18 protein-coding genes and 2 riboswitches are annotated in these 19,428 nt (G+C 46.1%); of the genes, 12 read left to right on the plus strand and 6 right to left on the minus strand.

The window, feature by feature from the left end:
• The first annotated feature begins 112 nt into the window (after nt 1-112).
• Nucleotides 113-697 (plus strand): DUF2087 domain-containing protein, encoded by a 585-nt coding sequence (locus N288_RS07790; protein WP_022543645.1) that lies wholly within the window; start codon nt 113-115, stop codon nt 695-697.
• 6 nt (nt 698-703) lie between these two features.
• Nucleotides 704-1,450: a GNAT family N-acetyltransferase gene (locus tag N288_RS07795; RefSeq protein ID WP_009794255.1), complete on the plus strand. Its 747-nt coding sequence runs from the start codon at nt 704-706 to the stop codon at nt 1,448-1,450.
• On the opposite strand, the gene mtnK is transcribed toward N288_RS07795, so the two are convergent.
• Both mtnK and N288_RS07805 read right to left on the minus strand, forming a co-directional pair.
• Nucleotides 1,428-2,618 (minus strand): S-methyl-5-thioribose kinase, encoded by a 1,191-nt coding sequence (gene mtnK, locus N288_RS07800; protein ID WP_009794256.1) that lies wholly within the window; start codon nt 2,616-2,618, stop codon nt 1,428-1,430. The genes N288_RS07795 and mtnK overlap by 23 nt on opposite strands.
• 96 nt (nt 2,619-2,714) lie before the next feature.
• A riboswitch (SAM riboswitch) is annotated at nt 2,715-2,871 on the minus strand.
• Between the two features lie 90 nt (nt 2,872-2,961).
• The gene (locus N288_RS07805; RefSeq protein ID WP_009794257.1) at nt 2,962-3,738 is read right to left on the minus strand and encodes a carbon-nitrogen family hydrolase; all 777 of its coding nucleotides are present in this window, start codon (nt 3,736-3,738) and stop codon (nt 2,962-2,964) included.
• A 137-nt stretch (nt 3,739-3,875) separates the two neighbouring features.
• Between N288_RS07805 and N288_RS07810 the strand changes: the two genes are divergently transcribed.
• The 5 genes from N288_RS07810 (at nt 3,876) to N288_RS07830 (ending at nt 8,438) form a co-directional block, all read left to right on the plus strand.
• Nucleotides 3,876-5,048 carry a pyridoxal phosphate-dependent aminotransferase gene (locus N288_RS07810; RefSeq protein WP_009794258.1) on the plus strand — a complete coding sequence of 391 codons (1,173 nt, stop codon included), beginning with the start codon at nt 3,876-3,878 and terminating at the stop codon, nt 5,046-5,048.
• Nucleotides 5,049-5,137: 89 nt separating this feature from the next.
• Nucleotides 5,138-5,242: riboswitch (SAM riboswitch) on the plus strand.
• Nucleotides 5,243-5,377: 135 nt separating this feature from the next.
• On the plus strand, nt 5,378-6,601 hold the full coding sequence (gene mtnW / locus N288_RS07815; RefSeq protein WP_022543647.1) for a 2,3-diketo-5-methylthiopentyl-1-phosphate enolase: 1,224 nt from the start codon (nt 5,378-5,380) through the stop codon (nt 6,599-6,601).
• Nucleotides 6,594-7,256: a 2-hydroxy-3-keto-5-methylthiopentenyl-1-phosphate phosphatase gene (locus N288_RS07820; protein ID WP_009794261.1), complete on the plus strand. Its 663-nt coding sequence runs from the start codon at nt 6,594-6,596 to the stop codon at nt 7,254-7,256. Before mtnW ends, N288_RS07820 begins: the two co-directional genes overlap by 8 nt.
• On the plus strand, nt 7,253-7,882 hold the full coding sequence (locus N288_RS07825) for a methylthioribulose 1-phosphate dehydratase (RefSeq protein ID WP_009794262.1): 630 nt from the start codon (nt 7,253-7,255) through the stop codon (nt 7,880-7,882). Before N288_RS07820 ends, N288_RS07825 begins: the two co-directional genes overlap by 4 nt.
• A gap of 22 nt (nt 7,883-7,904) precedes the next feature.
• Nucleotides 7,905-8,438 (plus strand): cupin domain-containing protein, encoded by a 534-nt coding sequence (locus N288_RS07830; protein ID WP_009794263.1) that lies wholly within the window; start codon nt 7,905-7,907, stop codon nt 8,436-8,438.
• 727 nt (nt 8,439-9,165) lie between these two features.
• Here the strand turns inward: N288_RS07830 and fosB are convergent.
• The gene (gene fosB / locus N288_RS07835; RefSeq protein ID WP_022543648.1) at nt 9,166-9,579 is read right to left on the minus strand and encodes a metallothiol transferase FosB; all 414 of its coding nucleotides are present in this window, start codon (nt 9,577-9,579) and stop codon (nt 9,166-9,168) included.
• A 338-nt stretch (nt 9,580-9,917) separates the two neighbouring features.
• On the opposite strand from fosB, the gene N288_RS07840 reads away from it, so the two are divergent.
• Entirely contained in the window at nt 9,918-10,154 is a 237-nt protein-coding gene (locus tag N288_RS07840; protein ID WP_022543649.1) for an aspartyl-phosphate phosphatase Spo0E family protein, read from the plus strand.
• 251 nt (nt 10,155-10,405) lie between these two features.
• Here N288_RS07840 and N288_RS07845 read toward each other — a convergent pair whose 3' ends face one another.
• Nucleotides 10,406-11,137, minus strand: a complete 732-nt coding sequence (locus tag N288_RS07845; RefSeq protein WP_009794266.1) for a ZIP family metal transporter — start codon at nt 11,135-11,137, stop codon at nt 10,406-10,408.
• 203 nt (nt 11,138-11,340) lie between these two features.
• Nucleotides 11,341-12,579: an MFS transporter gene (locus N288_RS07850; protein WP_009794267.1), complete on the minus strand. Its 1,239-nt coding sequence runs from the start codon at nt 12,577-12,579 to the stop codon at nt 11,341-11,343.
• Between the two features lie 140 nt (nt 12,580-12,719).
• Between N288_RS07850 and N288_RS07855 the strand changes: the two genes are divergently transcribed.
• Complete coding sequence (locus tag N288_RS07855) at nt 12,720-13,715, plus strand: phosphotransferase enzyme family protein (protein ID WP_035402786.1); 996 nt, start codon at nt 12,720-12,722, stop codon at nt 13,713-13,715.
• Nucleotides 13,716-13,776: 61 nt separating this feature from the next.
• On the opposite strand, the gene N288_RS07860 is transcribed toward N288_RS07855, so the two are convergent.
• Nucleotides 13,777-15,270, minus strand: coding sequence for an ATP-binding protein (locus tag N288_RS07860; protein ID WP_009794269.1), 1,494 nt, complete (start codon nt 15,268-15,270; stop codon nt 13,777-13,779).
• Nucleotides 15,271-15,413: 143 nt separating this feature from the next.
• On the opposite strand from N288_RS07860, the gene N288_RS07865 reads away from it, so the two are divergent.
• From N288_RS07865 to N288_RS07875, 3 genes are all read left to right on the plus strand, one after another.
• Nucleotides 15,414-17,012: a bifunctional metallophosphatase/5'-nucleotidase gene (locus N288_RS07865; protein WP_009794270.1), complete on the plus strand. Its 1,599-nt coding sequence runs from the start codon at nt 15,414-15,416 to the stop codon at nt 17,010-17,012.
• A gap of 72 nt (nt 17,013-17,084) precedes the next feature.
• On the plus strand, nt 17,085-17,525 hold the full coding sequence (locus tag N288_RS07870) for a MarR family winged helix-turn-helix transcriptional regulator (protein ID WP_009794271.1): 441 nt from the start codon (nt 17,085-17,087) through the stop codon (nt 17,523-17,525).
• Between the two features lie 110 nt (nt 17,526-17,635).
• Entirely contained in the window at nt 17,636-19,330 is a 1,695-nt protein-coding gene (locus N288_RS07875) for a M3 family oligoendopeptidase (RefSeq protein ID WP_009794272.1), read from the plus strand.
• Nucleotides 19,331-19,428: the final 98 nt, after the last annotated feature.

The raw sequence follows: 19,428 nt of genomic DNA on the forward strand, positions 1-19,428 counted from the left end.
AAATTTGTATCATTCAGCAGAATGATGCATTTTTTTTGCAAAAGAATTGACTGCTGTATTCTAATTTGATATAAATCTAATTAGACATACATCAAATTTGGAGGCTGATCTCATGCAGTTAGACAGACTGGTGGCATTTCATAAAACGATGGGCGACCCTGCCAGAATACGGATTATAGCACTATTATCGAATGGGCCTCTGCATGGCCAGGCAATTGCAGGCAAATTGGGCCTTACTCCCCCGACGATCACCCATCATTTAAACAAGCTAAAAGCTATTAATAGCATCTATCAGCGCCGTGATAAAAACACCATCTATTATTACTTGAATGAATCGGTTATCAAACAGCAGGCAGAGGTTCTCATTAACCTGTTTGATAAAAAGGAAGGAGAGATGGAAGAAATGCTGGAAATGCATAATGAGAAACAAAAGGTTATCGAAAATTTCATCACAAAAGAAGGGAAGCTCAAGAATATACCGGCACAGCGCAAGAAAAAGCTGTTTATCTTTGAGCATATTGCTTCAGGTCTGAAAATGGGAAAGAAATATCCTGAAAAAGAGCTTAATGAGTATATAAAGAAATTCCATGAAGACTATGCGACGATCAGGAGAGAATTTATCGTCAATCATTTCATGTACAGGGAAAACAGCGTTTATGAGTTGAACCCCCGTGAAATGTGGGCTAAGCCGGAGTAGCTTGATATGGCCTATATGTATGAGCATATACCTGGAACTGATTTTGTCCCAGTCTTTGCTTCGGCTGTTCTTGATGGCCTTATACCAGGTGAGGTACAGGAGAGGCAAGGAAGTCTGCTGATATCCCTCACCAGCGGCATCCACTATGCCGCGGGACGAGCGGGAGAAGGGTCATTTGACCTGCTGGCAGGAAAATTGGATGAAGCAGAGAAAAATGGGAGGCGGTTCACACTTTTTTCCGGCTCTGCCGAACTGGATCAATTCATATCCGGCCAGTTTGGAGAGAGGCTCAATAAGCATCACCGCCATTCCTTTCAAAATTTTTCGCCGGTTCCTAAACTGTCTACCAAAAGCAGCGAAGTCTCCTTTTTTCCGCTGGATAGGGAGTCAGCAGGTGAATATCCTGAGTTCCGAATGGATTATTTCAGCACATACTGGGGATCCATTGAGCATTTTCTGAGATCCGGATTCGGCATCAGGGTGCTGATGGGAGAGCAGGCAGCCGGTGAATGTGTTTCTATATTCAGGAGCAATGAATTTGCCGAAATGGATATCCATATAGCAGAAAGTGCCAGGGGAAAGGGGCTGGGAGCCATGCTTGCTGCGAGATTCATTAAAACTGCCCTGGGAAAAAATCTGCAGCCGCGCTGGGATTGCAGCGCGGCCAATCTGGCAAGTAAGAAGCTTGCAGAAAAACTGGGTTTTTCTGAACCTGCGGAATACCTTGTTTTCACCCTGCCGAAACAAGGCTGACAATCCTGCATAAATCCTTTGCATCTGCGATTTCCCTGCGCTGAAGGATCAGGTTTCTCCCTGCAGCCAGTGCAGCTCTCTTGGCAGCCAGGCGCGCCTTTTTGTCTTCTATCCCGTCAAGGTCAGCAACATGGGCCAGTCCGATTGTCCTTCTTATCAGCTCACAGCCTGCAAAACCAACCGCATCTTCCCAATATTTCTGAAGCACAGCGGATAGAAAACCTTCTGTTCCAGCAAAAGGATCTTTATTATCCTTCTGCCATAAAAGAGAGAAATCATCTGAGAAAGTTCCCCAGAATGTTTCAATATGATGATCTATAAGTCTCGTTTTCTCAGGATTGGCGATAGACTGGAATAACAGATTGGCAATCACCTGTCCGATATCAAAACCTGCAGGGCCGTAGAAAGCAAATTCCGGGTCGATGACTTTTGTCTCCGCATCGGAAGCAAAGATGCTTCCTGTATGCAAATCACCGTGAAGCAGCGCCTCCGCTTCATTTAAGAAAATTTTCCTGAGGCGCGCTGCCTCGAGTTTCAATACTGAATCAGCCCATAAGGCTTCTGCATCGCCTTTCAGCTCTTCTTCAAAATCATTGGTCGGGCTATTGAAATAAGGATCTGCAAATATCAGGTCTTCCGTAATTTTGCACAGCTCCGGGTTGTAAAAATCTTTGGCAAGCTTTTTCTTATCAGCCTGAAGAAGGCCGTAGTCCGAGGTATAGAACAAAGTTCTTGCCAGGTAGTTTCCAAGATGGCCGGAAAGCAGCGGATATTCTTTTCCAGAGATCAGCCCTGTACGGCTGATCTCCAGGTGTGAAAGATCTTCCATCACAGTCACCGCGAGCTCTTCATCATTGTAGAAAACTTCCGGCACAAAATCCGGAGCAAGCTTTTTAAAAAGTTTAAGCGCTTCTGCTTCAATAGCAGCCCTTTTCAAGGTCAGCGGCCAGCTTTCGCCTACTACCTTGGCAAAAGGGAGAGCCTGCTTGATAATCAGGCTTTTTCCTGTCCCGTTTTCCTTGATCCTAAAGACAAGGTTAAGATTTCCGTCGCCTATTTCTTCCGTGGCTAAAGATGCATTTCCGGGAAACTGGCCAAGGCTTACAGCGAGTTCCGCGGCTGTTTTTTCTGTCAGCGGAGCATATTTATTTTTTACGAGTGTCATCATTTTTCCCTCCTGAATTTGGAGGCTTTATTTATCCATCAGGACATAAAAAAGCCTCTTTCTCATGCTGAAAGAGGCTTGAAGTATTGAGCTTCGCACCTCTTATCTGCCAGAAAGCCAAGCTTTCTGCTGGAATTAGCACCGTGCCTTATGGAGGAATTCTCCGGCGCAAGGATTGCGCCCCATCTCACGATGGAATTACGGTCGGTTGCTGGGCATCATCGGGCCAAGTCCCTCTGCCTGCTCTTGATAAGAGAATATAAGTTTGTATAAACGGCTGCCGCCAGCCATTTGAAAAAATAGTAACAGCGGCATATGTTTTCTGTCAATAAAAATTTAAAAAATTCTAATAGAATTCAGGTTTGCGGTCCGTAAAAACTGGGATGCGTGCCCTCACTTCCTCTACAAGCCTGAGGTCGAGATCTGCTGAAAGGATTTCTTCGTGCTCTGAAGCCTCTGCAACGACTTCGCCCCATGGATTGATGATGATGGAGTGGCCGGCAAATTGATTGGCCGGATCAGATCCGGCCCTGTTGCAGGCAACCACATAGCATTGATTTTCAATGGCTCTTGCAATCAGCAGCGCGCGCCAATGGGCGAGGCGGGGCAGGGGCCATTCAGCCACGACGAAAATGGCTTCTGCTCCTTCAAGTGCATGCTTGCGGATCCATTCAGGAAAACGGATATCGTAGCAGATAAAGCCGGCCATGGGATGGCCATTCAGATTGAAAGAAGCATCCCCGCTCCCGGGTGACAGGTGGAGATGTTCATCCATCAGTTGAAAAAGGTGCAGCTTGCTGTATTGGTGCAGGAGTTCACCTGTGCTGCTGACTGCAAGCAGGGTGTTGAAAACACCATCCTCTGTTTTATTTGCGACGCTTCCTCCAATGAAGGCAGCATGATGCTTATGGGCCATAGTCTGCAAAAACCGGATGCTTGATTCTGCGTGCCTGTCCCCGATTTCTTCCAGTCGGGTTAAATCATAGCCCGTTGTCCACAGCTCAGGCAGCACGATGATATCGGGATTGTCTTTGCTTGCGCGCTCGATCAGCGTTTCAGCTTTTTCGTAATTTTTCTCAGGGCTGCCAAAGGAGATGTCCATTTGGATGCAGGATATTTTCATAGGGTAAACCTCCGTATGCAAAGGATAAAATGATAAAATTGCAGAATATTTCTTTACTTCCTGCCTTTTACGTTATATCTTTGTCATTGGTTTTTCAAATAAAAATTTAATCCACATGTAAAGCAGGTGACTATGTGATGAAAATATTTCCTCAATCTGAACTGTTGCAAAGTCTGCCAAAGCAGTTCTTTGCAACATTGGTGCAAAAAGCAGCCAGGTATGCCGGGCAGGGGCATGATGTCATCAATCTTGGCCAGGGAAACCCTGACAGGCCCACACCGCCGCATATCGTCAGGAAACTTCAGGAAGCAGCCGAAAATCCCCTTAATCATAAATATTCCCCTTTTCGCGGTCAGCACAGCCTGAAAGCTGCAGCAGCTGAATTTTACAAAAGGGAATATGGTGTGGACCTTGATCCGGAAAAGGAAATAGCTATTTTATTCGGCGGGAAGGCTGGCCTGGTTGAAATTCCTCAATGTCTTCTCAATCCAGGGGAAACGATCCTTGTTCCTGACCCGGGGTATCCTGATTATTGGTCAGGAGTGGCCCTTGCGAAAGCTTCTATGGCTGTCATGCCCCTGAAAGAAGAGAATCATTTTCTGCCGGATTATGGTGAGCTTTCTGAGCAGGACATCGAATCAGCCAGGATGATGTTCCTCAATTATCCGAATAATCCGACCGGAGCCACGGCTACGAAGGAATTTTTCGAAGAAACGGTCCGCTTTGCAGCGGAAAATGAAATTTGCGTTGTTCATGATTTCGCCTACGGTGCAATTGGCTTTGACGGCAAAAAGCCAGTCAGCTTCCTGCAGACGGAAGGGGCAAAGGAAACAGGCATTGAAATTTATACACTCTCTAAAACTTACAATATGGCAGGCTGGAGAGTGGGGTTTGCGGCTGGGAATGAAAGTGTGATTGAAGCCATCAATCTTATGCAGGATCATCTGTATGTCAGCCTTTTTGGTGCTGTGCAGGAAGCGGCAGCAGAGGCTTTGTCCGGGCCGCAGGCATGTGTGGATGAACTGGTGCAGGTCTATGCTTCCAGGCGGAAAGCTTTTATTGAAGGCCTTAGGGAGATAGGCTGGGATGTTAAAGCACCGCTAGGATCATTTTTTGCCTGGCTGAAAGTTCCGGAAGGCTGGACGTCTGAGCAATTTGCCGATGTTCTGCTCGAAAAAGCGCAAGTAGTTGTGGCTCCCGGCATCGGATTTGGCGAATATGGAGAAGGATATGTCCGCGCAGGTCTGCTTGCAGATGAAGAGAGGCTTAAAGAGGCAGCAGCAAGGATCGGAAAGTTGAATATTTTTTGAAAAATCAATTGACATGTTTTTATAATCATGTCATAATCCAAATGAATTATTGATTATCTGAAAACTTTAAATTCCACATAGATTTCGTTTTCTTATCAAGAGCAGGCGGAGGGACTAGCCCTATGAAGCCCGGCAACCGACTTTGTAAAAAGCACGGTGCTAATTCTTGCAGCGTTTGAGCTGATAGATGAGAAGATGTTGGACACAGCTCTGACCTCTTCTTTCTGAAGGGGTCTTTTTTATTGATTCTATTTTTTTTATCGTAACTATTCGCAGGTGAGAGAACCGCGATCAGCATGACCATACATAAATGCAGGGGGAACAGGATTATGAGTGAAATTATCGCGTCATATTTACTGAATGGTTCCAGCGGGGATCTGGAGAAAAAGGCAGAGGAAATTGCCTTGGGATTGACGGTGGGATCGTGGACAGATCTGCCGGATCTAGAAAAGGACCAGCTTAAGAAGCATAAAGGGAGAGTCGTTTCTGTTGAAAATGGGGAGCAGGATGGAAATGATGGGGCTGCGCTGATTAAAATTGCCTACCCGGCCGCAAACTTCAGCGCCGACCTGCCTGCTGTTCTGACAACTGTATTTGGAAAGCTTTCGCTCGATGGAAAAATTAAGCTTCTCGACCTGGATGCAGCAGAGAGCTTCAAGCGGAATTTCCCGGGCCCGCTTTTTGGCATTGAAGGAATCCGCAATAAGCTTGGTGCTCACGGACGGCCGCTGTTAATGAGCATCTTCAAAGGCGTGATTGGGAGAGATCTCAATTATCTTCTGAAGCAGCTGAAGGAACAGGCACGCGGGGGAATTGATATCGTTAAGGACGATGAAATTTTCTTTGATAATGAGCTTGCCCCTTTCTCAGAGAGGATTACAGAAGGCAAAAGGGTTCTTAGGGAAGCTTTTGAAGAAACAGGGCACAAAACACTTTACGCAGTGAATCTTACGGGCCGTACGTATGAGCTGAAGGAAAAAGCAAAAAAAGCGGCTGAGCTTGGCGCTGATTTGCTGCTGTTCAATGCCTTTGCCTATGGACTGGATGTTCTTCAGGCATTAAGGGAGGATGGAGATATCGCCCTTCCAATCATGGCTCACCCGGCAGTGAGCGGTGCAATTACTTCTTCTCCTGTTTACGGCTTGAGCCACAGCTTACTGCTTGGAAAGCTGGCCAGGATGGCAGGTGCAGACTTATCCCTGTTTCCGTCGCCATATGGCTCGGTGGCATTGGAGCGGAACCAGGCATTATCCATCAGTTCCGCGCTGACAGAGGATGATATTTATAAAAAAAGCTTTCCTGTTCCTTCAGCCGGGATTCACCCTGGCCTGGTCCCTTTGCTTGTCAGGGACTTCGGGATGGACAGCGTCATAAATGCCGGAGGCGGCGTCCATGGCCACCCTGATGGTGCTAGAGGCGGGGGAGCAGCGTTCCGGCAGGCAATCAGCCTTGTGATGGAAGGAAAAACCTTGCACCAGCCTCAGCAGGAGTTTCCAGAGCTGGCAAAAGCAATAGCGCTCTGGGGAAGCAAAGAGGTGGCGCAGCATGGATAGGATTGCAGTGTTCTGCGACTTTGACGGGACGATAACAGAATCAGATAATATCATCAGCATCATGAAGCACTTCGCCCCGCCTGAGTGGGAATCGCTGAAGGACAAGGTCCTTGCTGAAGAAATTTCCATTCAGGATGGCGTCGGTCAGATGTTTGCGCTTTTACCGAGCAGCCTGAAGGAGGAAATCACTTCCTATGTCCTCAGTCAGGCAAAGATCAGAAACGGATTTGAAGAGTTCATTGCGTATCTGAAAACAGAAAAAATCCCTTTATACATCGTCAGCGGGGGCATCGACTTTTTCATTCACCCGCTGCTTGAACAGTTCGGCCCTTTTGAAGCCATCTACTGCAATCATTCTGATTTCAGCGGGGAGATGATTAAAGTCAACTGGCCGCATGAATGTGATGAAGAATGTGACAACGGATGCGGCTGCTGCAAGCCTTCGATCATGAGATCGCGGGACGAAGAAGGGTTATATAAGATTGTCATCGGCGACAGCATTACAGATCTGCAGGCCGCGAAGCAGGCAGATTTTGTACTGGCAAGAGATCTGCTGCTGCAGAAGAGCAGAGAGCTTGGCCTGGATCACAGGCCGTTTACCGACTTTTTTGATTGCATTACAGAATTAAAGAGATTGATAGGGGTGAAACTATGAGCCTCATCCAGGAAAAATGGGACCAGCTGGCAGATATAAAGGAAGAACTTGCAGGTCGTGACTGGTTTATGGGAACAAGCGGGAACCTTGCGATTAAGGTTGCTGCCGAACCGCTGCAATTCCTCGTTACGGCAAGCGGGAAAGATAAGCGGAAGCGGACAGAAGAGGATTTCCTGCTGGTCGGCCATGATGGGAAGCCGGCAGATGAAACCGGCCTGAAGCCCTCTGCAGAAACGCTTCTCCATGTAGAAATTTATAAAAGGACCAAAGCGGGATGCAGCCTGCACGTCCATACGGTTGACAATAATGTGATTTCTGAATTGTACGGGGATGCAGGATCTGTTGCTTTTAAAGGCCAGGAGCTTATCAAAGCTTTTGATAGGTGGGATGAGGATGCAGTCCTGACGATCCCGATCATTCCTAATCACGCCCATATACCGAAGCTTGCTGAGTCTTTTTCAGAGCATATACTGGCCGACTCGGGTGCTGTCCTGATCCGCAACCATGGCATTACAGTATGGGGCCGAACACCTTTTGAAGCGAAAAAGCTTTTGGAGGCTTCAGAGTTTTTATTCCGTTATCAGCTGAAGCTGCTGCAGCTGAAGCAGATTCAAACCGCTATATAAAAGTTGAAGGGAGACTATAAAGATGGCTTATATCGTATTGCAGGAAACAAGAGAAGAAATCAGGAACCAGGAAGAGGTGGCCTCTTTCCTTGACAGCCAGGAAGTCATTTATGAAAACTGGGATATTCAAAAGCTGCCTGTGGATCTGAGAGAAAAGTATAATCTTTCAGATGAAGAGAAGGAAAGGATCCTTGAGAGTTTTGCCGCTGAAATCAAGGATATCTCTGAACGAAGGGGCTACCAGGCGCAGGACGTTATTTCGCTGTCTGAAAGCACGCCGAATCTTGACCAGCTGCTGAAGAATTTCCAGCAGGAGCACCATCACACAGACGATGAGGTCCGTTTTATTGTCAGCGGGCACGGCGTTTTCATTATCCAGGGGAAAGACGGCGGCTTTTTTGAAGTATTCCTGGATCCGGGCGACCTGATTTCTGTGCCGGAAAACATCAGGCATTATTTCACCCTCCAGGAAGATCGCAAGGTTGTCGCCGTACGCATCTTTGTTACCTCTGAAGGCTGGGTTCCAATCTATGAAAAAGAAGGCGCAGAAGCTTAATTAAAGAGAATAGAGGCAGCTGTTCTGCCTGTTAAAAAGGGATCGGGAAAAATACCGGTCCCTTTTTTTCTTTTTGGGAAGATGATATCTATGTGATTAAGAATATTTGCTCCAAAAGTTTGAAACCCTGTTGATTGCAGCGGCAGAGCTGAGACCCCGCAGGAGGCACTCGAGGAGGCCTAGAGCGGCCCCGCGGAAAGCGAAGTGCCTGGAACGGAAATCAACATACTCAGTTTGAGGAAGTATCCAGGTAATTCATCAAAGAACTGTTTAAAATCAGAATGGGAAGATGCAAAAAAATTAATAAACCCTGTTGATTGGAGTGGAAGGCACGTAGACTCCTGCGGGATTGCAGCGGCAGAGCTGAGACCCCGCAGGAGGCACGACGAGGAGGCTTAGCGCCGCCCCGCGGAAAGCGAAGTGCCTGGAACGGAAATCAACATACTCAGTTTGAGGAAGTATCCAGGTAATTCATCAAAGAACTGTTTAAAATTAGAATGGGAAGATGCAAAAAAATTAATAAACCCTGTTGATTGGAGTGGAAGGCACGTAGACTCCTGCGGGATTGCAGCGGCAGAGCTGAGACCCCGCAGGAGGCACGACGAGGAGGCCTAGAGCCGCCCCGCGGAAAGCGAAGTGCCTGGAACGGAAATCAACAGCCCCATTCAGAAATAAAAACTATGTACGAAACTAAATGCTAATCGTAATTATGGTCTCTTGAGTTCCCTCAATAAAAAGTCATATAGGGTTTTTCCTTGCGGTAATAATCAAGACGATCCTGCAGGGTTCCGGTGTGATATTCGAATTTATGCCCATCCGGATCCTCAAAATAGATCGACCGGCCGTCTTTTTCATGCCTGCTTCTGCCTGAAAGAATGACAGCCCCGGCTTTTATAAGCCTTTTTTCCAGCCCTGCCAATTCTCCTTCTTCTGCATGAAATGCAATGTGAGTATAAGAATCCTTTATTTCTCCTCTTGGTATATCTTTTTCTTCATTTAAAGCTATCCACAGCCCATCTAAATCAAAGTAGGCAGTTGTCCTGCCGGAAATCAGCAATTTTGCGTTGAATGCTTCCTGATAGAAAGAAATGGATCTCTCAAGATTTGAAACAGAAAAACAAAAATGGTTAATTAGCTGCATTCCTTTTCCCGCTTTCTTTACTTTACCGTCAGAATAAAATCTGCAAAATAAAAAGAAATTTGTCGAAACGATATATTTCGGATTGTGAAACAACATTTTTTCTTGAAGAATTTGTCTAATATTGCGAATCTATTTACTTTTATAGAAATTCTTGTAATAATGCTTCAAGTGGCCTATTATTCCTTGGCATTCCGCAGATGATGTCAAATAGAGAAGGGAAGCTGGGGAAATCGCCTCTGTTTTTATTATTATATAAAGAGAGACATAATTAAAGAGGGAAGATAGAATGATTGGATTATAAAAAAAGGAATGGGACACGGATTAGGAGGAAAAGAAAGTTGTGCCAGTCAAATGAATATTTAATGAAAGAAATCCAGGTGAAAAGGGAAGCGATGATTAAGATTGCAGAGAGAGAAGGAATTTCAAGTGCGGCGACGATCCGCTGCAGCCAGGAGCTTGACAAGCTGATTCTGGAGTTTCAGCAAAGCATGAAGAAAGAGAGCAGAAATCATGAAACTGTTAAGGGACCCTATAAAGAGATGATCCTTTGGCCGAGGGAGCTTGCTAAAGTCTAAGCGGCAGATTTGACAGTTGTCAGCTCTAAAAAGGATTATCCGGGTTCTGCCCAAACATTATTGCGTATCTTATTACTTCAGCCAAAATACTCGCAAATTACACTTCACAGCTATTCTCCTCATAGAAGAAAACAGCACAGCATAAACATTTGGAAAAGCATAGGCTCTGCGGCGGGATCTCCCGGGGCTGATCAAAATCCGTTGAAGAGGGGCCTGTTTTATAAGAGCCCCTCTTCATTTTTACCCTGCAGTTAAAAAATATTGATCAGAAAGATCATGAAGAGCAAGCCTATGATGAAGGAATAAGTGGCAGTGCGTTCGTTTCCGTCTCCATGGCTCTCAGGGATCAGCTCTTTATAAATAATGAACAGCATGGCGCCTGCGGCGAAAGCAAGGCCATAGGGAACAAGAATGCTGATAAATGATGTAAGATAGAATCCGAGAAGCCCGGTGACGATCTCTATCGCACCTGTCAGGGTGGCAATAATAAATGCCTTGAATTTGTTTATTTTCTGGTTTACCAGAAATAAAGCCACAAGGAATCCTTCAGGGGCATTTTGCAATCCAATGGCAAAGGCGATCAAATTGCCTGTATCTTCTGTGCTCGAAGCATAGCTGACCCCTACGGATAACCCCTCAGGAATATTATGCAGTGTGATGGCTGCGATGATCAGCATTGCCTTTTCATCAAATTCGAGCCCTTTCTTCGAATGCTGAAGATCAATATGAGGGATATTCTTCTCCAGCAGCGTCAAGGAGAGAACACCGAGGAAAACACCCGCAGCCAGCGGCAGAAATCCACCCGCAGCCAGCGCTTCCGGAATAAGCCCCATCATGGAGGCTGCCATCATGATGCCTGCTGTGAAAGCCAATAGGATGTCTCTCCAGCTGTGGGTGATGCTCCCGTGCATAAACAGTATGATCAAAGCCCCAAGTCCTGTTGAAAGGGCAGACAGTACGCTCCCGATAATTACCTCGCTCATGGTATAAAGCTCCCCGCCTTTCCTTTAAAGCATGATGAGCACCATGCAATCTGGTCTAACCGTATTTATGGGCTTAACGCGCAATACTAATATATACAGCAGAAAGAAAAAAGTTCCCCGTAAAATAATTGTGCAGCTAAAGAATATGAAAAAGGCTGTCCAAACCGGTACCAGGGTTCGGACAGCCTGCATAATAGCTGATCTTATATATCTTCGGCCTGCATTTCTGCAAGCTGGCGGTCTGATGGAAGCACAGCCGATAAAAGGCCTAATAGAGGAAGGAAGCCGGTGACAGCCAAAGTCAGGGGAAGGCCGATCATATCTGCGAGCCATCCGAGCGCAACCGAACCGATTGCTCCCATGCCGAAGGCCAGGCCCACTGTGAGACCGGACATGGTGCCGATTTTTCCAGGCACCAGCTCCTGCGCATACACTACAGTAACCGAAAAGCTTGCCATCAGAATAAAGCCGGTTAACAGCAAAAAAATAAAAGCAAGTTCTTTTGGCATATACGGCAGCAGAATTGAAAATGGTGCAGATGCAGCCATTGAGACAAAAATGATTCTCTTTTTTCCAAACCGGTCAGATAATGGGCCGCCAAAGAATGTTCCTGCAGCGCCTGCTGCCAGGAATGCAAATAAAAATACTTGTGCCTGCGTAATCGTGAAGGAATACTCCGTTATCGCGTAAAAAGCGTAGAAATTGGTGATGGCTGATATATACCAGGAACGAGCAAATATCAGGAAAAGGATGACGGCCAGTGAAAGTACTATTTTGTTTTTTAGGGCAGTTTGCCGTTTTTTGCCGGCCCTGGATTTTTTCAGCCCCAGCTGCTTTTCCTCCTTCAGTCTTCCTGAATACCAGAAGGCGATATAAACAAGAAGGCCGGAAGCGAGGGCTGCAGCCAATGTAAACCAGGAAGCTCCTCTTTGCCCCAGAGGCACAAGAATGAGGGCTGTAATGAGCGGTGCAAGTGCCTGTCCTGTATTGCCTCCCACCTGATAAATTGACTGTGCCAGTCCCCTTTTTGTCCCTGCAGCCATATAAGCGACGCGCGATCCTTCAGGATGGAAAATGGCTGAACCAAGGCCAATCAGCACAACAGACAATACTATTGAAAGAAAATTCCCGGCCAAAGCGAGGCCGAGCACCCCGGCCAGTGAAATGGCCAGCCCAATTGGAAGAGCGAATGGCATCGGCTTACGGTCAGTCAGTATGCCAGTAACCGGCTGGAGGAGCGAAGACACGATGTTAAGGGAAAAAGCAATGAATCCAAGCTCCGTATAAGTCAGCCCCATTGACTTTTCGAGGATGGGAAACATGGCAGGCACTACAGCCTGGATCGTATCGTTCAACAGATGGCAGAGCCCGATGATGAATAAAACTTTATAGGCTGTACCTTCGTTATATTTTTGCTTTTGGACTGCTGCAGGGTGTCCCATTGATTTCCCTCCTGGTGTTTATTTGCCGATAGAGTTCTTGATTGAAATAACACATAATAAAATAGCATAATATATTTTAGTAGATTTATCCATGATTCATTTACAATGGATCTGGGAGGATGTCATTTTTGGAGGCAAATATGGAAAAATATATTCAGGAATTGCTGGATGGCAGCTCCATCCTTAAAGACATGAAGAATACTTATGGACTTGAAGAGGATTGCAGACTTCTTGGGGATTTTGAGAATTTTGTTTATGAAGTAAATAAGGGTGGAACGCCCTACATTCTCAGGCTGACTCATCAATCGCATCGGTCTTTTCACAATATTGCAGCCGAGATTGACTGGCTAAATCATTTATTCTCTGAGGGTATTCAAGTTCCTGAGGTGATGATGGCTTCAGGAGAAAGGATCATAACCGCCGGGTGCAGGGATGGCAGCAGTTTCTACGCCTGTCTGTTTTCGAAAGCTCCGGGCAGGCCAATCAAAGTAACTGATAGAGAGTTTGACAAAGATCTTTTCAGGTCATGGGGCAGGATCATTGCCCAGATGCATGAAGCAACAGCCAATTATAAGGCAAATGCTGAAATTGGAGCAAGGCCGGGCTGGGATGAGGAAGATGTCCTTTTCCCTGAAAGGTATGTTCCCGCAGAAGGGCATGCAAGAATCATTGCGAACAGCAGGGAGCTCATCAGCAGGATTAAAACGCTGCCTGCAGGAAAAGACAGCTTTGGGCTTGTACATACAGATCTTCATTCAGGCAACTTCTTTTTTGATGGAAAAAAGGTCTATCCGTTTGACTTTGATGACTGTGCCTATCACTGGTTTGCCTCAGATATAGCCATCCCGGTGTATTACTCGGTCCTTTACCGCTGCAAAAACGGAACACAGCAGGAGAAAAATGCTTTTGCAGCAGGATTTCTGAAGGAATTTGCTTCAGGATATGAGGAAATCAGGCAGCTTCCTCCCGGGTGGCTTGATCAGCTCCCGCTGTTTCTGAAGCTTAGGGATGTTGTCCTCTATACTGTCCTCCATAAAAAGATTGCGCCTGAGGATAGAAGCACTGGACTGCTTTCAATGATGGCTGATTTGAAGGGCAGGATCGAGGACAAACAGCCGATTTTCACCCTTGAATGAGTAAAGCAGAGCACCGTATGGTGCTCTGCTTTACACGTGTTGATAAATTGGGCCTGACACCTTAGTCTTTTACAGGCAGCAGGATCTCAGCTTTTGTGCCTTCATTCACTCTGCTTGAGATGGTGATGCTGCCTCCAAAGGACTCAATGATCCTTTGGCATACAACAAGGCCTAGCCCAGTTCCCATATCCTTTGAAGTGAAAAATGGCGTGAATACCTTCTCAAGGTCTTCCTCACGGATGCCGGAGCCTGTGTCTTCCAGTATGATACTGTGCCATTTGCCGCCGGTGTGCAGGGAGATGGAGAGCCGTCCCCCGTCCGGCATTGCTTCAAAAGCGTTCTTTGCAAGATTGAGAAGTACCTGCTTCAGCTGATCCTGGGTACCCTCGGCAATCGCCGGGTTATCCGGCAGATGGTAGGTGCACTGTACATCTGCCAGGGACGCTTCTGATTCGAAAAGGGGAATCAGGTCAGAAATGATTTCTTTCAGATTGATTTTCTCCAATTTCAGGGCAGCAGGTTTTCCCAGGATCAGAAACTCACTCACAATTTCATTGATTCTGCTTATCTCCGTGTCAATCACTTTAAAGAAGTACTGATCGTCGGAATGTGTGTATTTTTCACTGAGAAGCTGGACAAGCCCTTTTATTCCGGTCAAAGGATTCCGGATTTCGTGGGCTGTACTTGCTGCAAGGGTGCCGACCAGCTCAAGCTTCTGCAATTCGTTTTTCTTCTTTTCCTCTGCCGCCTGCTTTTTAAGCATGAAATATTTGATAAAAAAGAAGATGATATGGAAGATGATCAGCAGTCTTGCAATAAATCCCGCAGCCTCTTTAAAGATTGCTGCGTTATCTCTGTCAGGGACTGCTGTTTTGATCGTCCAGGGGAGTCTCTCGATCGGGATCATGACTGTCTGCTTATTGCCAAATGAATCGGAACCGGCCATATTAAAGCTCATGATCGGCGCATCCTCCTGGTTGTAGACGACCAGCCTGGCATCGGGCGTCAGCATGGTCAATATATTTTCAATGTGGTCTACCCTGATCTGTGCTATGGCAATTCCGGCGATCTCCCGGTTCTCTTTAAGCACCGGCGCTGCCAGGCCAATAACCTTCTGGCCGTTTTCGAGCGTTTCCTGCCTGGAGGAAATGACGATATCCTTAGCATCCATCGCTTCCTGTATATAATTTTTTTCGAGCATATTTTTGTTGTCAAACAGAGAGTTTGATCCTGCGATGACTTCTCCGCCGGCATTGGCTACATATAATCCCCCATAGCGTGAATCCATCAGATGGATGCGCTGAAGCAGCGGTGAGATTTTTGCAGGATCCTGCATTTCCGCAGAGGCCGCAATAGAAAGGACCTCAAGGGTAGAAACGGTTTCCGAGATAAAGTCATCCCAATGCCGCTGGTGGATGGCTGCCGTCCACCTGGCAGCTTCCTGGCGGTCGCTGATATTCTGATCCAGCAGCTTGTTCATATAAAAGAGGCTGGAAATGACAGCAGGGATCATAACGGCTGCGAGATACAGAATATAGTTCTTTGGTTTTTTCATTTGTATGTACCTCAATAGATATTTGTATAATTGAGAAGAGCGCCTCGTATCCGGGCGGGCTTATTTGTTATTATACCACTTATGAACAATTCAAGTTTAACAGCAGCCAAGAATGATAAATAGGTACTAAAGGGAGGAGTTAGATGAAAAATAAAGAGATAGTATCGTTCCTGATTACATCTGATTTGCATGGCAGCATCTATCCTTATGATTACAGCACGGGAAAAGAACAAGCAGCGGGGCTTGCCAAACTGGCATCAGTGATCAGGCAGGAGAAGGCGAAGGCAGACCATACACTCCTTCTGGACAATGGCGACCTGATCCAGGGCACGCCGCTTATGTACCATTATTCCCGGTTCTTAAAGCACCGTGTCAATCCCATGGTCCAGGTCCTGAATAAGCTGGAATATGATGCTGCTGTAATCGGCAACCATGAATTCAATTATGGCATCGAAATGATCAAGAGTGCAGCCAGCGAATCCAATTTCCCCTGGCTGAGCGCCAATGTGCTGCACCGGACAACGAAGGAGCCGTATTTCGGAGTGCCCTATATGATTAAGGAAATGAATGAGCTTAAGATTGCGGTCCTGGGGATTACAACAAGCCATATCCCGAATTGGGAAAGGCCTGACTATATCCAGGAACTTTTCTTCGATTCTGCAATTGAGACCCTTGCACGCTGGATTCCTTATGTAGAAGAAACTGAAAAGCCCGACTTCCTGGCGGTCGCTTATCATGGAGGCTTTGAACGGGATATGGAAACAGGCGCCAAAGCGGAGGAGGAAACAGGAGAAAATGAAGCTTACAGGATCTGCATGGAATTTCCGGAAATCGATCTGCTGATTACCGGCCATCAGCATAGGAGGCTGTCTGGCAAAGAGGTGAACGGGGTGCCGGTCATCATGCCGGGAGCCCATGGAAGCCATTTGGGCAAAGTAGAAGTGACTTTTGAAAAGGTCCGCCATGAATGGACAATCGCCGGCCTCGATTCATCTTTGATCAGCAATGAAGGTGAGTGTGATAAGGAAATCATCCACGATGCAAGCTTTTACGAGAATGAAACGCAAAAGTGGCTTGATGAAGAAATCGGCTCTCTGACAGAAAGTATGCTGATCACAGATCCACTGGAAGCCAGGATCAGGGAGCATCCATTGATTGAACTGGTTAACCGCGTCCAGATGGATGCTTCCGGGGCAAAGATATCCTGTACAGCCCTGTTCAATGAAGGAGCACCCGGGTTCAGCAGCACGGTGACCATGAGAGATATCATGACCAATTATATTTATCCAAACACACTTGCTGTATTGCAGATAACAGGCCAGGACATTAAAGATGCACTGGAAAGGTCTGCCTCCTACTTCAGGGTCGGTGAAGATGGGGAAATTGCGGTCAATCCGTCATTTTCAAAGCCTAAGCCGCAGCATTATAATTATGATATGTGGGAAGGGATCAAATATGAACTGAATCTATCCCAGCCTGAAGGAAGCCGTGTCACTGTTTTGGAGCACAGAGGAGAGGCCATGAAAATGGATGAAGTGTTTGAGGTGGTCATGAACCACTACCGTGCAGGTGGAGGAGGCGGCTACTGGATGTTTAAGAACAAACCTGTTATCCGGGAAATCCATAAGGACATGACAGAACTGCTGGCTGAATATATCAGGAAAGAACAGCCTGTAAAGGCAGAAGTGAATGCAAACTGGAAGGTTACAGCCAATTCTCATTTATTGCAGCCCAAAAATTGACACAAGAGGCAAGCTTCCTTATAATAATGCTGAATTTGAGATAAAATAACGTGTTAAAGGATCTGTTTAAAAATGGGGAATGAACAGGTAAATCAATCATTAAAGCTTTTTATCGTTTTATCAAGGGCCTGCAGGGCTGTTAATGAGAATGTCAATAAGCTGATTCAGACATACGGATTGAATCCGACTGAATTTGCGGTGCTTGAGCTGCTCTATCACAAAGGAGACCAGCCGCTGCAGCAAATCGGCGGCAAAATCCTGCTCGCAAGCGGCAGTATTACTTATGTTGTGGACAAGCTTGAGGAAAAAGGGTACCTCCGCCGGGTGGCCTGCCCGACAGACCGGCGCGTGACATTTGCCCAGATTACAGAAAAAGGCAAAGCGTTCATTGAGGAGATCTTTCCGTCTCATGAGCAGTTCATCCATGAACTGATGTCAGAGCTATCTAATGAAGAAAAGCAGACAGCGATCGATCTTTTAAAGAAGCTCGGCTTATCTGTCGGAAGATTTTAAAGCAAAGCACAGTGATCTTGCTGTGTTTTTTGTTTTTTAGGAGGATTTTCCTGCTGGATGTCGAATCTTTAGTATGGTTTTTTAAAATAAAGCTATTCGGGGGGAAAAGAATGAAATTCAGTGAATATACATATGTCCGTCCAGACATGGACGAAGCAGGAAGGAAATTTGAAGCTGCACTGGAGAGGTTCAGGGGGGCAGCAAGTGCCGATGAACAGAATGAAGCGATGAAAGAGATCAATCAGATTCGCAACGATATCGGAACAATGTTCAACTTATGCTATATCCGCCATTCAATTGATACTAATGATGAATTTTATAAAAATGAACAAGACTATATGGATGAAGTACAGCCGCAGCTGGAAGGGTTTGTAACAGATTACTATAAAGAACTGGTAGATTCCAAGTTTCGTTCAGAACTTGAAGGAAAATGGGGTAAGCAGCTTTTTGCGCTGGCAGATGCCCAGCTGAAGGTATTCAAGCCGGAAATCCTGCCACTTATGCAGAAGGAGAATAAGCTATCTTCTGAATATACGAAGCTGATGGCCTCCGCCAAGATCGATTTTGAAGGGGAAGAGCGTACACTGGCCCAAATGGAGCCATTTACTGAGTCGACCGACAGGGAAATGAGAAAGAGGGCTCAGGAGGCACGTTTCGGATTCCTTGCTGACAATGAAGAGGAGCTTGACCGTATCTATGACGACCTTGTAAAAGTCAGGACAGAAATCGCACATAAGCTTGGCTATAATAACTTTGTAGAGCTGGCTTACTACAGAATGTACCGGACGGATTATAATGCAGAAATGGTCGCCAAATTCCGCGGACAGGTCAAAGAGCATATAGTCCCGATCGCGACAAAGCTAAAGCAGCGCCAGCAGGAAAGAATCGGACTTGATGAATTAAAATACTATGATGAGCCTTTCCAATATAAGACGGGCAATGCAGCACCGAAGGGAAGCCCTGAGTGGATCATTGAAAACGGCCAGAAAATGTATGACGAACTCTCAGAAGAAACAGGCAGATTCTTTTCTTTTATGAATGAAAATCAGCTGATGGATCTTGTGGCGAAGAAGGGGAAAGCAGGAGGCGGCTACTGCACCTATATTGAAAACCATAAAGCACCTTTCATCTTTTCCAATTTCAATGGCACTTCAGGTGATATCGATGTGCTGACACATGAAGCCGGCCATGCTTTCCAGGTATATTCCAGCAGCCATTTTGAAATTCCTGAATACAACTGGCCGACATATGAAGCAGCGGAAATACATTCCATGAGCATGGAGTTCTTTACATGGCCATGGATGGAAAATTTCTTTAAGGAAGATACAGATAAGTATAAGTTTTCCCATCTGAGCTCTGCATTGCTTTTCCTTCCTTATGGCGTAAGCGTAGACGAATTCCAGCATTGGGTATACGAAAACCACACTGCTACTCCACAGGAACGTAAGCAGGCCTGGAGGGAAATTGAGCGGAAATATCAGCCGCATAAAGACTATGAAGGAAATGAGTATTTGGAGAATGGCGGTTTCTGGCAGCGCCAGGGGCATATCTTTAATTCTCCTTTCTATTATATCGATTATACACTTGCACAGATTTGCGCTTTCCAGTTCTGGAAGCGTTCAAGGGAAAACCAGGAAGAGGCATGGAGTGATTATGTCAAGCTGTGCGGATTAGGCGGAAGCCTTCCTTTCACAGAGCTGGTCAAGGAAGCCAATCTTCTTTCGCCATTCGAGGAAGGCTGTGTAGAATCCGTGATTGGTGAAATTGAAAGCTGGCTGAATTCTGTAGATGACAAAAGCCTGTAAAATTAGATGAGCCGGGGATTCCCCGGCTCTTTCTTGCTGTTCAGGAAATTTTAAATCGTATATCCTGGGGATTATTTTCAATTCCTGATCAATGTCCG

It is taken from the genome of Bacillus infantis NRRL B-14911 (assembly GCF_000473245.1).
GTDB lineage: Bacteria > Bacillota > Bacilli > Bacillales > Cytobacillaceae > Bacillus_AB > Bacillus_AB infantis.